The organism is Marinobacter psychrophilus (genome assembly GCF_001043175.1).
Lineage (GTDB): Bacteria > Pseudomonadota > Gammaproteobacteria > Pseudomonadales > Oleiphilaceae > Marinobacter > Marinobacter psychrophilus.
Genome location: NZ_CP011494.1, coordinates 450,305 through 463,810 on the forward strand (window position 1 = coordinate 450,305; position 13,506 = coordinate 463,810).

11 protein-coding genes, 1 pseudogene and 2 riboswitches are annotated in these 13,506 nt (G+C 54.4%); of the genes and pseudogenes, 11 read left to right on the forward strand and 1 reads right to left on the reverse strand.

Annotated features, from left to right (window positions below; all coding sequences use genetic code 11):
- The first annotated feature begins 795 nt into the window (after positions 1-795).
- The 7 genes from ABA45_RS01950 (at position 796) to ABA45_RS01980 (ending at position 8,070) form a co-directional block, all read left to right on the forward strand.
- Complete coding sequence (locus tag ABA45_RS01950; RefSeq protein ID WP_048384051.1) at positions 796-1,347, forward strand: DUF4402 domain-containing protein; 552 nt, start codon at positions 796-798, stop codon at positions 1,345-1,347.
- Positions 1,348-1,384: 37 nt separating this feature from the next.
- On the forward strand, positions 1,385-1,603 hold the full coding sequence (locus ABA45_RS01955; RefSeq protein WP_048384053.1) for a hypothetical protein: 219 nt from the start codon (positions 1,385-1,387) through the stop codon (positions 1,601-1,603).
- A 136-nt stretch (positions 1,604-1,739) separates the two neighbouring features.
- Positions 1,740-1,828, forward strand: a riboswitch (cyclic di-GMP riboswitch).
- 134 nt (positions 1,829-1,962) lie between these two features.
- Positions 1,963-2,517, forward strand: a complete 555-nt coding sequence (locus ABA45_RS01960; RefSeq protein WP_048384055.1) for a DUF4402 domain-containing protein — start codon at positions 1,963-1,965, stop codon at positions 2,515-2,517.
- A 51-nt stretch (positions 2,518-2,568) separates the two neighbouring features.
- A riboswitch (cyclic di-GMP riboswitch) is annotated at positions 2,569-2,657 on the forward strand.
- Positions 2,658-2,792: 135 nt separating this feature from the next.
- Complete coding sequence (locus ABA45_RS01965; RefSeq protein WP_048384059.1) at positions 2,793-3,350, forward strand: DUF4402 domain-containing protein; 558 nt, start codon at positions 2,793-2,795, stop codon at positions 3,348-3,350.
- A 331-nt stretch (positions 3,351-3,681) separates the two neighbouring features.
- Positions 3,682-4,155 (forward strand): DUF4402 domain-containing protein, encoded by a 474-nt coding sequence (locus ABA45_RS01970; protein ID WP_048384060.1) that lies wholly within the window; start codon positions 3,682-3,684, stop codon positions 4,153-4,155.
- A 159-nt stretch (positions 4,156-4,314) separates the two neighbouring features.
- Positions 4,315-5,076, forward strand: coding sequence for a fimbrial biogenesis chaperone (locus ABA45_RS01975; protein WP_264753029.1), 762 nt, complete (start codon positions 4,315-4,317; stop codon positions 5,074-5,076).
- Positions 5,077-5,145: 69 nt separating this feature from the next.
- The gene (locus ABA45_RS01980) at positions 5,146-8,070 is read left to right on the forward strand and encodes an SPOR domain-containing protein (protein WP_048384062.1); all 2,925 of its coding nucleotides are present in this window, start codon (positions 5,146-5,148) and stop codon (positions 8,068-8,070) included.
- 136 nt (positions 8,071-8,206) lie between these two features.
- Here ABA45_RS01980 and ABA45_RS01985 read toward each other — a convergent pair whose 3' ends face one another.
- Positions 8,207-8,491 carry a site-specific integrase gene (locus ABA45_RS01985; protein ID WP_227506180.1) on the reverse strand — a complete coding sequence of 95 codons (285 nt, stop codon included), beginning with the start codon at positions 8,489-8,491 and terminating at the stop codon, positions 8,207-8,209.
- A gap of 79 nt (positions 8,492-8,570) precedes the next feature.
- On the opposite strand from ABA45_RS01985, the pseudogene ABA45_RS01990 reads away from it, so the two are divergent.
- The 4 genes and pseudogenes from ABA45_RS01990 to dgcA form a co-directional block, all read left to right on the forward strand.
- Positions 8,571-8,913, forward strand: a pseudogene (locus ABA45_RS01990) (transposase); the annotation flags it as partial.
- A gap of 800 nt (positions 8,914-9,713) precedes the next feature.
- Positions 9,714-10,796 carry a dipeptidase gene (locus ABA45_RS01995; RefSeq protein ID WP_048384066.1) on the forward strand — a complete coding sequence of 361 codons (1,083 nt, stop codon included), beginning with the start codon at positions 9,714-9,716 and terminating at the stop codon, positions 10,794-10,796.
- 70 nt (positions 10,797-10,866) lie between these two features.
- The gene (locus ABA45_RS02000) at positions 10,867-11,400 is read left to right on the forward strand and encodes a DUF5943 domain-containing protein (protein ID WP_048384067.1); all 534 of its coding nucleotides are present in this window, start codon (positions 10,867-10,869) and stop codon (positions 11,398-11,400) included.
- A 10-nt stretch (positions 11,401-11,410) separates the two neighbouring features.
- A complete protein-coding gene (gene dgcA / locus ABA45_RS02005) occupies positions 11,411-13,477 on the forward strand; it encodes a dimethylglycine demethylation protein DgcA (RefSeq protein ID WP_048384069.1) in 2,067 nt (688 codons plus the stop codon).
- The last annotated feature ends 29 nt before the right edge of the window (positions 13,478-13,506 follow it).

The window sequence follows — 13,506 nt, forward strand, 5'->3', positions numbered from 1 at the left end:
GCTGCAGTCCGTTCTGCTGTGGGGCTAGAAGCGGAAAGCTGCTCCAGCGAAACCGTAGTGAGATGTTCAAACAAGTGCACCCGAGGAACTGATTTGGCAGGCTTAACATGATTTTTTTATGCTTCTGTGTAATGGTTTGGCTCAGAGATAGATATTCTACTATAGCATTGAAATGGGTGACCTATATGGTGCATATCAAACGTTCATTAGACCGAGTGTTGCACTTGGAAGCTGCCCAGCCTCACCTCGTTGACTACTTGAACAAACTCGCTAGAAGACTGTGCAGCTTAGTTAATTTTGTCGTGCTTCGCACAGATTACGGGGTGACTGGAGTGCTGTTCGGAATTCGTTGGCCACTACAAAATTCCATTCGCGGTTTTCTGAGTTTACCCTTAAGCCACTTCCAACTTTGGCAGATTCCTGACGATTTCTTGTGCCTTTAAGCTGGGCAGTCATCATCATTCCCTAATCTATTTGTCTAACCAGCAGGCCAGAGGGTCATTCTGCAGTATCTGACAGGCGTACGACTTCACCTACTTGCGAGGAAAGCAGATCTTAGCTACCTTAAAAATTATAAAAAAGTGAACCTGTCGAAAAGTAATAACGCAAAGTTACCGTTCGAGCGGACTTAACAGCTCTATGACAGCGGGAACGCCTACATTTCATGTATGTCTTCCGAGTATGTGTTCGCTGCATCCGCCTTCACCGTTGTGTGTTCGAATCCTCCCCGACGGGTATTAAATCAAGCAATTGCTAATCGTCATAATCCGGCGGCATGCTTACAGGGAAATCACCATGAACTCATCTATTTTCCTTAACAAAACTTTTCGACGTGCTGCGCTGGCTTCGGCTTTTACGCTCTGGGCATTTGGGGCGCCTAGCAGTTTCGCTGCCGGCGCTACAAGCAATTCGAGCGCCACCGTAATCGTACCAATCGCAATCACAAACTCGGCGGATCTGAATTTCGGTAAATTTGCGCCTGGCGCCGGTGGCGACGTGACCGTTGCCACCGATGGTGTCCGAACAGCAAGCGGGCCTATTCTGTCTTCCGCAGGTTCCACTCCAGCCGCCGCCAAATTCGACGTCACGGGTGATAACAGCGCGACCTATGGTATTACTTGGTCTGGTGCTGCCATGCTGACTGACTCCGTTTCTTCGGAGACTATGGCTTTGAGCAAGATAAGTGACCTTACCGCTGCCGGTGTAACAAACGGTGAAGTTACAAGCGGTGAGCTGGGCGCTGGCGGCGCCCAGTCCATCTACCTGGGTGGCGAGCTGTCCGTTACTTCAGGCCAGGCTAATGGTACTTATATTGGCGACGTGACAGCGACTGTAGAGTACAACTAAACGTCCGCCTAACTCGAGAAAAGCGAGTGCCAATCGGATGATTGCGCTGATGCATCTCGACCTGCGGCTGCCGGCTGACAAAGCACCGGTTCTGGCGTTTGTTGTGGAGCGAAGTGGCAACCAGTCCGTTTATGGCTATTTGACCATCAGCCTTACTCCGCATAGCGGTAGCGAGCAGGTGATTACCCGCGCCAACGGCGTTGCAATCTATACACCAAACCCTAGATATATGGGGTTTGGCGAGGTTTCTGCGTAACGTTTGGCCTCAAGAATCGCTGACAACGTTGTGCTTTCTATGCTGAACCAGAGTAGTGAAGGGCTGTCCTGCAGTATTTGGACAGGTACGTGACTTTGCTTATTTACTAAAAAAGCAAATCTCAGTTAGTGTCAAATTGTAGAAAAGGTAAACCCGTCGAAAGGCGGGGACGCAAAGTTACCGGTCTAACGGACTAAACCGTCCTATGACAGCGGGACCGCCAACATTTATGTGTTTTTTCGGATGCAGTTTTATTGTGTCCGCCGCACCAAGATTGTGTTTTCGGACCCCCCCGACTGGTATTAAACCAAGCAGTTGTTAACCGTCAATCCGGCGGTATGCTTAATAGGGGAATTTTAATGAACTCATCCATTTTCTTTAACAGAACTTTTCGTTTTGCTGCGATGGCTTCGGTCGTTGCGATCGGGGCATTTGGTGCGTCTAACAGCTTCGCAGCCAAAGCAGCTTCAAGCAATTCAAGCGCCACCGTAATCGTACCAATTGAGATCTCAAAAACGACGGATCTGATTTTCGGTAAGTTTGCGCCTGGCGCCGGTGGCGAAGTGACTGTTGCCACCGATGGTGCCCGAACAACAACCGGGCCTATTCTGTCTGTCTCAGGTGCCACTCCAACCGCCGCCAAATTCGACGTCATAGGTGATAACGACTCGACCTACGGTATTACTTGGTCCGGCGCTGCCGTGCTGACTGACTCCGGTTCTTCGGAGACTATGGCTTTAAGCAAGATCAGTGACCTTACCGCTGCCGGCGCAACAACCGGTGAAGTCTCAAGCGGTACGCTGAGCGGTTCCGGCGCCCAGTCCATCTATCTGGGTGGAGAGTTGACCGTTGGTGCAACCCAAGCTGACGGTAATTATACTGGCGACGTGACAGCGACTGTAGAGTACAACTAAGCGGCCGCCGTGCTCGACAAAAGCGAGTGCCAAGCTTCAATTACGCTAAGAAAGTAGAAAAAGTAAACCCGTCGAAAGGCGGGGACTCAAAGTTACCGGTCTAACGGACTAAACCGTCCTATGACAGCGGGACCGCCAGCATTTATGTGTTTATTTTGGATGCAGTCTTACTGTATCCGCCGCACCAAGATTGTGTTTTCGGACCCCCCCGACTGGTATTAAACCAAGCAGTTGTTAACCGTCAATCCGGCGGTATGCTTAATAGGGGAATTTTAATGAACTCATCCATTTTCTTTAACAGAACTTTTCGTTTTGCTGCGCTGGCTTCGGTCGTTGCGGTCGGGGCATTTGGTGCGTCTAACAGCTTCGCAGCCAAAGCAGCTTCGAGCAATTCAAGCGCCACCGTAATCGTACCAATTGAGATCACAAAATCGGCTGATCTGGTTTTCGGTAAGTTTGCGCCTGGCGCCGGTGGCACAGTGACCGTTGCAACCGATGGTGCCCGAACAACAACCGGGCCTATTCTGTCTATCTCAGGCTCCACTCCAACTGCCGCCAAATTCGACGTTACAGGTGATGACAACTCGACCTATGGTATTACTTGGTCCGGCGATTCTCAGCTTACTGGCGATGACGCTGGTACTTCTACTATGGCGTTGAGCAACATCAGTGACCTTACCGCTGCCGGCGCAACAACCGATGAAGTCGGAACCGGTACGCTGAGCGGTTCCGGCGCCCAGTCCATTTACTTGGGTGGCAAGTTGACCGTTGCGTCAGACCAACCTGATGCTAATTATACTGGTGACGTGACAGCGACTGTAGAGTACAACTAAGCGTCCGCTTCACTCGAGAAAAACGAGTGCCAAGTTGATGAAATTCAAGGTGGGGTATCAACAACTTTTTAGATGCGCCTCCCTTGAATTGACACTGATAACGACAATCGCCGTTATCAGTGTCAATGCGTTTGCAGACAGCATCAATATTGCGGCCAGTACGGTTGTCATTGCCCCGTCAACGTCAATGATATTATCTTGATATACTCTCCAAATGCTTTTATCAGCGACGTGATGTTAAATGTCGCCGATGATACCCGATCCGCCAGAAACAATGTCGGCGTTACCGTGACGGACAACGAGTATGGTCATTCCAAAAAGAAGCGCCGCAATGACGTCATGCTTGCCGAGAATACTGGCCGGCGTCGCCCTGGCTTCAATGGTGGTTCCCGCCAGTTTGGCACAAGCGAGCGTTGCGATCGACAATGTCCAGAGCTTGTCCTTTGGCAGTTTTGTGGCCGGTAACAGCGGTTCCGTGACGGTCAGTACCAATGGCAATCGCAACGCCGGCGGCGGCGTCGTGCTGATACCATCGAGCCAAGGTACCGCTGCACAATTTACGGTCAGTGGCGACCCTAACGCGACCTATACCATTCAACTGCCCGGTAATGACTTCGTCAGCTTGAAGGGTTCGGGTATCGATATGTTCATCAACAATTTTCTCAGTACCCCCTCAGGCGCGGAAGGGCAACTGGGAGCCGGAGGCTCACAGGCCCTATCGGTTGGAGGAACGCTCAATGTGGGCAGCGACCAAGCCCACGGCAGCTACTCCGGCACCTTCTCCGTGACAGTGAGCTACAATTAAACGGCAGTCGCCCGCGTCGGCTTGCCCGGATGAAGCTAATAAGGATCCCGAACAATGCCACACGCCTTGAACCAAAAAAACAGAGCCATGAATTTCTTTCACCGACTCACTCTGTTCGTCCTCCTCCTTTTATTACCTGTGAGCCATGCCTTGGCTGAGATGATGTTATATCCGACCAGGATCGTCTTCGCAGGAAACCAGCGCGCGGCGCAACTTGAACTGATCAATAATGGCACCGAGAGCGCAACCTATCGCATTTCCCTGGTTAATCGCCGAATGAGCGAAACTGGCGCATTTTCGGGGATAGACGTTCCACTGCCTGGCGAACAGTTCGCCGAGGACATGCTGAGGTACTCCCCCCGCCAAGTGACACTAGCTCCCGGAGCCGGACAGGCCGTTCGGATTATGGTCCGCAAACCCGCCAATCTGGCACCCGGCGAGTACCGCTCGCACATGCTTTTCGCCAAGCAACCCAATCCTGAGGGCAGAACCAGCGTTGAGAGCAGCAATGCCACGGCCGACAACGAGATCGGCATCACGCTGACGGCACTGGTGGGCGCGTCCATTCCAGTGATTGTGCGTCATGGCAACACCGACGCCAGTGTTGCACTGACGCACCTCGACCTGCGGCGGCCGGCTGACAAAGCACCGGTTCTGGGGTTTGTTATGGAGCGAAGTGGCAACCAGTCCGTCTATGGCGATTTGACCATCAGCTTTACCCCGTATAGCGGCAGCGAGCAGGTGATTGCCCGAGCCAACGGCGTTGCCATCTACACACCGAACCCTTTACGGCGCGCAAGCATTTCGCTGGGCCAGCTAAACGGATCTCGACTTACCAACGGAGCCCTGCGGGTCACCTATCGAGAACAGGCGGAGGACGGCGGCGCGCTGCTGGTCGAGACGGTTCTGCAGCTGCCTTGATGTGTGTTACCTGAAATGGTTTTCGCGTTGATTCGCCCCAGGGCACGCCTATGGGCGGCGGCAACGTTGATGTTCGCGTTGATTGTGCATCCCCAGCATCTCTTTGCCCAATATCAGAGTACAGAGCGGGAATTTCTTCTGCTTGAAGTCCGCCTGGATCAGTCGGTGCTTTCCAATGCTATCCCTGCCTATGAGCTGGGAGAGCATACGCTGCTGCCTCTGGGCGCGTTAGCCCGGTTGCTCACCCTCGCCATAAAAACTCAGCCCGGGCAAGCAACCGCCAGCGGCTATATTCTCACCGAGGATCGAGGGTTCAGCCTCAATCTGGACGAGACCCGCGTTACCCGCGCCGGAGTGACGGAAAGCTTTGATCCCGCCCTTGCTTTAACGGAGCCGGATGATATTTACATTGCCAAGTCTCTGCTGGAACGCTGGCTTCCGGTGAAACTTGAGATTAACCGCTCTAGCCTGTCTCTGCGCGTTCATGCCCTCGAAGTACTGCCATTACAGGCCCGACTCAAACGTGAGCGTCTGGGTGAACAGGCCGGTGTGCGAGGGGGCTACGAAAACCCGAATTATCCCCATTATGAGCAGCCTTACCGGTTACTAAGCATGCCTTTTATTGACCAGACGTTCGCCACCGAACTGCGCAAAAACGACGGTAGTACCCAAACCGACGCGCGTTATACGGCCTTGCTTGCCGGCGATCTTCTGGGCATGGAGTCGTCCCTGTATTTATCAAGCCACAAACAGGACCCAACGCCGGATGTCCGTGTTGCGCTTGGTCGTCGCGACCCCGGTGGAGACTTGCTCGGGCCGCTTCGGGCTCGGTCTTTCCAACTCGGCAGTATCTCGGCGCCCAGCGTCGACAATGTTACTCGAGGCGGTAGCGGTGAAGGGGTAACGTTGAGCAATCGCCCGTTGACGCAACCTACCAGCTTTGATCGGCAGGTCTTTGAAGGAGACCTGCCGCCTGGCTGGGACGTAGAGCTTTATTACAACGATGCCCTTGTAGGCTTTCAACTAGCCGACTCTGAGGGCCGATATCGGTTCGAGGATCAGCCCCTGAGTTACGGCCGCAATGAATTTCAGTTGATCTTCAACGGGCCTCTGGGGCAGACCCGGGTGGAACAATACAGTTTCCCTCTGGTCCAATCCATGGTGCGCCCCGGCGAGTTTCAGTACAGCCTTACCGAACATCGCGACGACGAAGGGCAGCCTCGGTCCGTTGCTCAATTCGACCTTGGCCTTTCCCGTTACCTTTCGGCATCCGCTGGATTCATTCGGGCGCCGGTAGATGATACCGAAAAGCAGTACACCACTCTGGGGCTGCGCACGTTTTGGCAATCTATGAGCATCAGCGGCGACTTTATCCAGTCCGAGGGCGGTGGTTCGCTTGCCGAGCTCGGGATGCAAACCCGTGTCGGCGGCGTAGCGGTGGACGCGAGCCGCACACGCTTGAGCGATTTTGCCAGCGCCGTGTTTTCCGCCCATAGCGACCCTATTCGCACTCGGGATGAGCTTAGGCTTAGCGGTTCCATTCCGGTGGGGGAGCGTTCAAGTTTACCGGTGGCCGTTGAGGCAACGCGAGACGAGCGGGAATCCGGCGTTGCCAACACGGGTGTCAGCGCACGGGTATCCGCGTATGCCTACGGTACGGCCCTTACCAACACGCTGAACTGGCGTGCATCCGGTGATACTGAACGTACATTGGGCACGCTGCGCATCAGTCGCCGGGTTCGCGACATGAGTTTACGCAGTCAACTGAATTACACTCTGGGCGCTGAGAGCGATATTTCCGCGTTGGCGTTTACGGCGAACAAGCCGCTGGGTGAAGGCTACCGCATGACACTGGGAGTGGCACATACCTTTGCTTCACCGCAAACCCGTTATACTGGTGGTTTTACAAAGAGTCTGGGCCGTTATGGGCTGGGTGTTAATGCCAGCTATGTCGACACGGGGGAGATTGCGCTCGGCGTCCAGCTGTTTGTCGCCATGGGGCGAGAACCGCGACAGGACGACTGGCTTTTCGACGCTCGGCCAATGGCCAATAGCGGTGGCGCTTCGGTACAGATGTTTCTGGATGACAACAATAACGGTGTTATGGATGAACATGAGCCGCCTCTTTCCGGTGCCGGCTTCACAGTTAACGGTGGCCCGCACAAGGCGCGGACGAACGCTGCGGGCGTCGCTCACATTAATCATCTGCCCGTTAAACAGTACGTCGACATCGGAGTAGATATGTCGACGCTGGAGAACCCCCAGTGGTCGCCTCAGCCTGACGGGATCAACCTGGTGCCGCGGCCCGGTACCGTGGCCAAGCTCGAATTCCCTGTGAGGCTGACTACGGAAATTGATGGCACTGTCTACTTGCTGGAGAATGGCGTCGAGCGAGGGATAGGCGACCTTGAGTTGGAACTGTTAAACGATCAGCATGAGGTAGTGGGTGAAACAACAAGCGGCTGGGACGGCTTTTACATCGTCCCTCAAGTGGTAGCGGGTGAGTATTGGCTAAGAATTTCACCTCAGCAGTTACGACGTTTAGGGCTGACAAATACCGGCGGGCACAAACTTACCGTTTCGGGCGATGGCTCGTTTATCAGCGGAATAAATTTTATAATAATGCTAGATGGCAGACAAAGCGATAGTCATTCAAGTCCTTTGGATACTGAGAAGTCAGCGCGGTACGATCAAGATTATTTCCGGACGGAATCGTGGGCACAAGAGCAACCTTCTGACTCTTTTACTATTCAATTGATGGCGGCCGGTTCGGAAGCGACTGTAAAGCAATACATTGAGCGGCATCAGATAAAACACACGGCCGGTTATGTGCGTACTTCGCGTCGAGGTTTGCCCTGGTATTCCGTTATCTACGGCAGTTTTACGAGCTACCAGGAAGCTCTGGCCACACTAGAGCAACTGTCACCGACTTTGACAGAGGCAAAGCCTTGGGTACGACGTTTTAATGATGTTCAAGCCGCTTTACGCCAGTAATGTCGCATTCTTGGATTATGAAATCGTTCATGGTGGTTGCACACACCAGCGCGCCTCACCTTCACGTAGATCATTTCAGCATCCTTCAAAGTGCCCCTCATAGCGCTTCACGGCATCTTTGAATTCCTGCAAAGGCTCAAGCTCTTGTGGTAGGGATATAACTATATCCAGCCGCTGTTAAGGCATCCTTGAGTGACTCCTCAGGAGGTTCGTCATAGATCAACGTCGTGGAAGCTGAAACATGACCGGCGATTTTCTGAGCAACCTTAACCGACTTTTTCTGCTCATGAATTATGTTCGTCATCAAAGTTCGCCTTCCGCTGTGGGAACTAGCTCGCTCAATACCTGTCCACTGTCCCTTCATCAACGCTAAGTGCTCTTGTAGCGTGTCAGGAGAGTAGGGGCCTCCTTTTTGGGTTATAAAGAGAGGATCTGTAGTGGTTCAATGATTCCGGACACCAACTTAGGTGGTAATATTGCCGCCATAAGCGTGGTGTCTGATGACTAGGAAACGACGATCTTTTACGCCGGAGTTCAAGCAGGAAGCCGCCTGTCTGGTGCTTGACCAAGGGTACTCTATTGCCGAAGCCAGCCGCTCTTTGGATGTCGGCGAAAATGCCTTGAGGCGATGGGTAATGCAGCTCTCTGAGGAGCGTGGCGGCATTACCCCAAAATCCAAAGCTTTGACCCTGGAGCAGCAGCGAATTCAGGAATTGAAAGCCCGTTGTGAGCGGCTGGAACGGGAGAAGTCGATACTAAAAAAACCACCGCTCTCTTGATGTCGGACGAGATGAATCGTACGCGCTGACAGACCAGTTGAGTGAGCAGGAGCCGGTTGAGATGACAGGATTCGAACCTGTGATCACTGCCTTCGGAGGGCGGTAATTTCACACGGTGAGATGAGATGTTAGTCGGCATAAAGTGTGTTTTTCAACAGCTTATGACCGCTGTGCTAAAAAGGTTAAAACCTTTCTAGCACAGATATTTACACGTTTTACGCCACTTGTGGGCACACGATTGTCCGGTTTCTGGTGTCGAACTTTGCCCAATTTGAGTTCTACCTAAATCGCTACTTCTCGATGAATTTGCTGAAATGCAGGGCTAAGCGACTCTAAAAATCGTCTGGTCTAAAGTGTCGCATTTTCGCCGAGGGTTCTGGCCACTGATTTCAGGCGAAGCCTGCAACCCATTCCACGCGAAAGCTGCCACCCCGGCAGGTTGCCTGACTCACCCCATCGAAACCGTTCGGCACAGGATAACTTAACGGTACTCTGAGGCTTTTCATCCGGAGAAGACCAAATGCCTGCGGAGAGGTTATCCACGCGCAAGGTCAAAGAAGTTCTTCGCCTGAAATGGGAGCAAGGGCTGATCAACTGCCGGATTGCAGCGGCCTGTGGCGTCAGTCGTCCCACCACTCGGTATGATGCCTAATAGACTTAGCCACGCGCCAGAACATCAGGCTAACGCCCATGTCTGCTGCAAGCAACATGGCAAGCTATGAAGAGCGGTTGTAATCCCGCCGGTTCAGTTGGGCGCTGATTCGCGCATGACGTTTTTGGGATTCTTTCGGTCGCAATCAGTCAATTTGGCAGATAGGGAGGACGCTATGCTGCGGCTGTAACGTCTAATGTCTGGAGCCGACAATGTCCCTCATCAACCTGCACTCCACTGCCGATTTGCACAGCAATGCCATCATTATCGATGGTTTGATCATCGCGAAATGGAGCCGTGCGCTCTTTGAGGATATGCGTAAGGGTGGGCTGACCGCCGCCAACTGCACGGTATCAGTGTGGGAAGATTTTCAGGGGACGATTGACAACATCGTCATGGTGAATCAGCTCATGCGTGACAGCGCTGACCTGGTGCGCCAGGTTCATACCACCGAGGATATTCGGCAGGCCAAGCGCGAAGGCAGGACCGGCATCATCCTCGGCTTTCAGAACGCACACGCCTTCGAAGACCAGCTCGGCTACGTCGAGATATTCAAGCGCCTCGGGGTGGGTATCGTGCAGATGTGCTACAACACCCAGAACCTGATCGGTACCGGTTGTTACGAGCGCGATGGCGGCTTGTCCGGATTTGGCCGCGAGGTGATTGCCGAGATGAACCGGGTGGGCATTATGTGCGATCTGTCTCACGTCGGGGCGGTCACGTCTGAAGAAGTCATCCTCGAGTCGAAAAAACCCGTTTGTTATTCCCATTGTCTGCCGGCCGGCCTGAAACAGCATCCGCGCAACAAGACCGACGAGCAGCTCAAGTTCATTGCCGACCGTGGCGGTTTCGTCGGCGTGACCATGTTCGCGCCCTTTCTGAAGAAGGGCATCGATTCCACCGTTGACGATTACTGCGAAGCGATTGGCTACATCATGAACATCGTCGGCGAAGACGCCATTGGTATCGGCACCGATTTCACCCAGGGCCATGGCCCCGAATTCTTCGACATGCTCACCCACGATAAAGGCTATGCCCGCTCCCTGACCGAATTCGGCAAGATTGTGAACCCGCTGGGCATACGCACCGTGGGGGAGTTTCCCAATCTCACTGAGGCGCTGCTCAAAAACGGATTTTCCGAACCTCAGGTTCGCAAGATCATGGGCGAAAACTGGCTGCGGGTTCTTGGCGACGTCTGGGGCACGGAACACAGTCAAACGCAGGAGTCTGGCGCTGGACTAGTGTCCGAACAGGTCGTCGCGGCGAGTGATGCCGAGTTAGCTTTTCAGGGCTAACGTCCTGTTATGGCGTCGGTAACGATCCTGAAAATTACCGGTGGTGGAAAATGATGCGAGGGAAGTGACCATGACGACAATGGCACCAAAACTGCCTATCGAGGTTGATAAGGAAACCGGCGTCTGGACAACCGACGCGTTGCCTATGCTTTACGTTCCGCGCCACTTCTTTGTCAATAATCACATGGCAATCGAGCACGAAATAGGCGCTGTGCGTTATGCCGAAATTCTCTACCACGCTGGATACACATCGGCATGGCACTGGTGTGAAAAGGAGGCTGAATTGCACGGTCTGGAAGGCGCAGCCGTGTTTGAGCATTACATGCTGCGCCTTTCGCAGCGTGGATGGGGCCTGTTCACCATAGAGATGTTCGATCTTGAGCAGGGGGTCGCACGCGTCCGCCTTGACCACAGTGCCTTTGTGTACGTCTACGGAAAAGTAGACCGCAAGGTCGACTATATGTTCACCGGCTGGTTTGCTGGCGCAATGGACCAGATTCAGCAAGCGCGAGGGCATTCGCTGCGGACCTGCGCTGAACAGGTCCAGAGCGCGGCGGAGCCTGCCTGCGATCACGGCATATTCATCGTTCAGCCCCTGAGTTAAGGACTTCCCCATGGCTTTCGAGGCGTTGTTCAAGCCCATCCAGATTGGCACCCAGACTATCCGCAACCGTGTGGTGAGTACCGCCCACGCCGAGGTTTATGCAACCGATGGCGGCATGACCACCGAGCGCTACGTGCGCTATTACGAAGAGAAAGCCAAAGGCGGCTGCGGTCTGTGCATTTGCGGGGGCTCGTCGGTCGTGTCCATCGACAGTCCCCATAACTGGTGGAGCTCGGTAAATTTGGCCACCGATCGCATCATTCCCCACTTCCAGAACCTGGCGGACGCCGTGCACAAGCATGGCGGCAAGATCCTGATTCAAATCACTCATATGGGCCGCAGGTCCCGCTGGGATGGTTTCGACTGGCCCTCGCTCGTGTCACCATCGGGTATACGTGAACCGGTCCATCGCGCGACCTGCAAGACCATCGAAGAAGAAGAGATCTGGCGCATTATCGGTAATTTCGTTCAGGCGGCGCAACGGGCCAAGGCTGGCGGCCTGGACGGCGTTGAACTATCGGCCGTGCACCAGCACCTGATCGATCAGTTCTGGAGCCCACGTGTTAACAAGCGCACCGACAAGTGGGGCAAGACCTTCGAAGATCGCATGCGTTTTGGTCTGGAGGTTCTAAAGGCGGTTCGCGCTGAAGTCGGTGATGATTTCATAGTCGGTCTGCGCATCAGCGGCGACGAGTTCCATCCCGATGGGCTCAGTCATGACGATATGAAGCAGATCGCGGCCTATTACGACGCGACCGGCATGGTCGACTATTTCGGTGTGGTCGGCTCCGGTTGCGACACCCATAACTCGCTGGCGAACGTGATTCCAAATATGTCCTACCCGCCCGAGCCGTTTCTGCATCTGGCGGCGGGCATTAAAACCGTGGTCAATGTGCCGGTGATCCATGCCCAGAACATCAAAGATCCGAACCAGGCGCAGCGCATACTGGAAGCCGGCTATGTTGATCTGGTGGGGATGACGCGGGCGCAGATTGCCGACCCGCACATCGTCAATAAAATCAAACTGGGGCAGATAGACCAGATCAAGCAGTGCGTGGGCGCCAATTATTGTATCGATCGGCAGTACCAGGGGCTGGATGTGCTGTGCATCCAGAATGCGGCAACCTCGCGTGAATACAAGGGCCTGCCACATATCATCGCAAAGAGTGCGGGTTCCCGGCGCAAGGTGGTGGTCGTGGGTGGCGGTCCTGCCGGTATGGAGGCAGCGCGGGTGGCTGCCGAGCGGGGTCATGCTGTGACGTTGTACGAGGCGAACCCTGCACTCGGCGGACAGATCACCATAGCGTCCAAGGCGCCGCAGCGCGATCAGATTGCCGGTATCACCCGCTGGTTTCAGCTTGAACTGGCCCGCCTCAACGTCGAAGTATGTCTCGGCGTACGAGCGGACGAAAGCGTGCTCGACATGCGTCCAGACATTGTGATCGTCGCAACCGGCGGTACGCCTTTCCTGTCGCAGGTGCCCGAATGGGGTGCCGAAGAAGGCCTCGTCGTCAGTACCTGGGACATCCTCAATGGCGTTGTCGCGCCCGCCAAGAACGTGCTGGTGTACGACACAATCTGTGAATTCCCCGGCGTATCGGCGGCCGATTTCCTCTCTGAGAAAGGTGCCCAGGTCGAGATCGTGACCGACGACATCAAGCCCGGCGCGGCCGTTGGTGGCACCAGCTTCCCAACCTACTATCGTAGCCTGTACGCCAAGGAGGTGATCATGACCTCCGACCTGATGCTGCAGAAGGTCTATCGCGAAGGCGACAAGCTGGTGGCGGTACTCGAAAACGAATACACCGGCGTTCAGGAAGAGCGGGTAGTCGATCAGGTGGTGGTTGAAAACGGCGTACGACCCGATGAAGCGCTGTACTACGCGCTCAAGCCGCGCTCGTTGAACAAGGGTCAGATCGACCTTGAGGCGTTGTTTGAAATCAGGCCGCAGCCATGCCTGAACACGCTGAGTGGCAACGGCAGCGATTTTCTGCTGTTTCGCCTGGGTGACTGCAACGCGCCACGCAACACCCACGCCGCCATTTACGATGCGCTGAGGCTGTGCAAGGACTTCTGACGCGGTTGTCGGGCAGCCGCTCACGCAGG

Bases quoted from the DNA above. Each gene is read 5' to 3' on its own strand.
- ABA45_RS01965 (WP_048384059.1), top strand. From the start codon at position 2,793: ATGAACTCATCCATTTTCTTTAACAGAACTTTTCGTTTTGCTGCGCTG.
- ABA45_RS01950 (WP_048384051.1), top strand. From the start codon at position 796: ATGAACTCATCTATTTTCCTTAACAAAACTTTTCGACGTGCTGCGCTG.
- ABA45_RS02000 (WP_048384067.1), top strand. From the start codon at position 10,867: ATGACGACAATGGCACCAAAACTGCCTATCGAGGTTGATAAGGAAACC.
- ABA45_RS01980 (WP_048384062.1), top strand. From the start codon at position 5,146: ATGTTCGCGTTGATTGTGCATCCCCAGCATCTCTTTGCCCAATATCAG.
- ABA45_RS01970 (WP_048384060.1), top strand. From the start codon at position 3,682: ATGACGTCATGCTTGCCGAGAATACTGGCCGGCGTCGCCCTGGCTTCA.
- ABA45_RS01995 (WP_048384066.1), top strand. From the start codon at position 9,714: ATGTCCCTCATCAACCTGCACTCCACTGCCGATTTGCACAGCAATGCC.
- ABA45_RS01960 (WP_048384055.1), top strand. From the start codon at position 1,963: ATGAACTCATCCATTTTCTTTAACAGAACTTTTCGTTTTGCTGCGATG.
- ABA45_RS01955 (WP_048384053.1), top strand. From the start codon at position 1,385: ATGATTGCGCTGATGCATCTCGACCTGCGGCTGCCGGCTGACAAAGCA.
- dgcA (WP_048384069.1), top strand. From the start codon at position 11,411: ATGGCTTTCGAGGCGTTGTTCAAGCCCATCCAGATTGGCACCCAGACT.
- ABA45_RS01975 (WP_264753029.1), top strand. From the start codon at position 4,315: ATGATGTTATATCCGACCAGGATCGTCTTCGCAGGAAACCAGCGCGCG.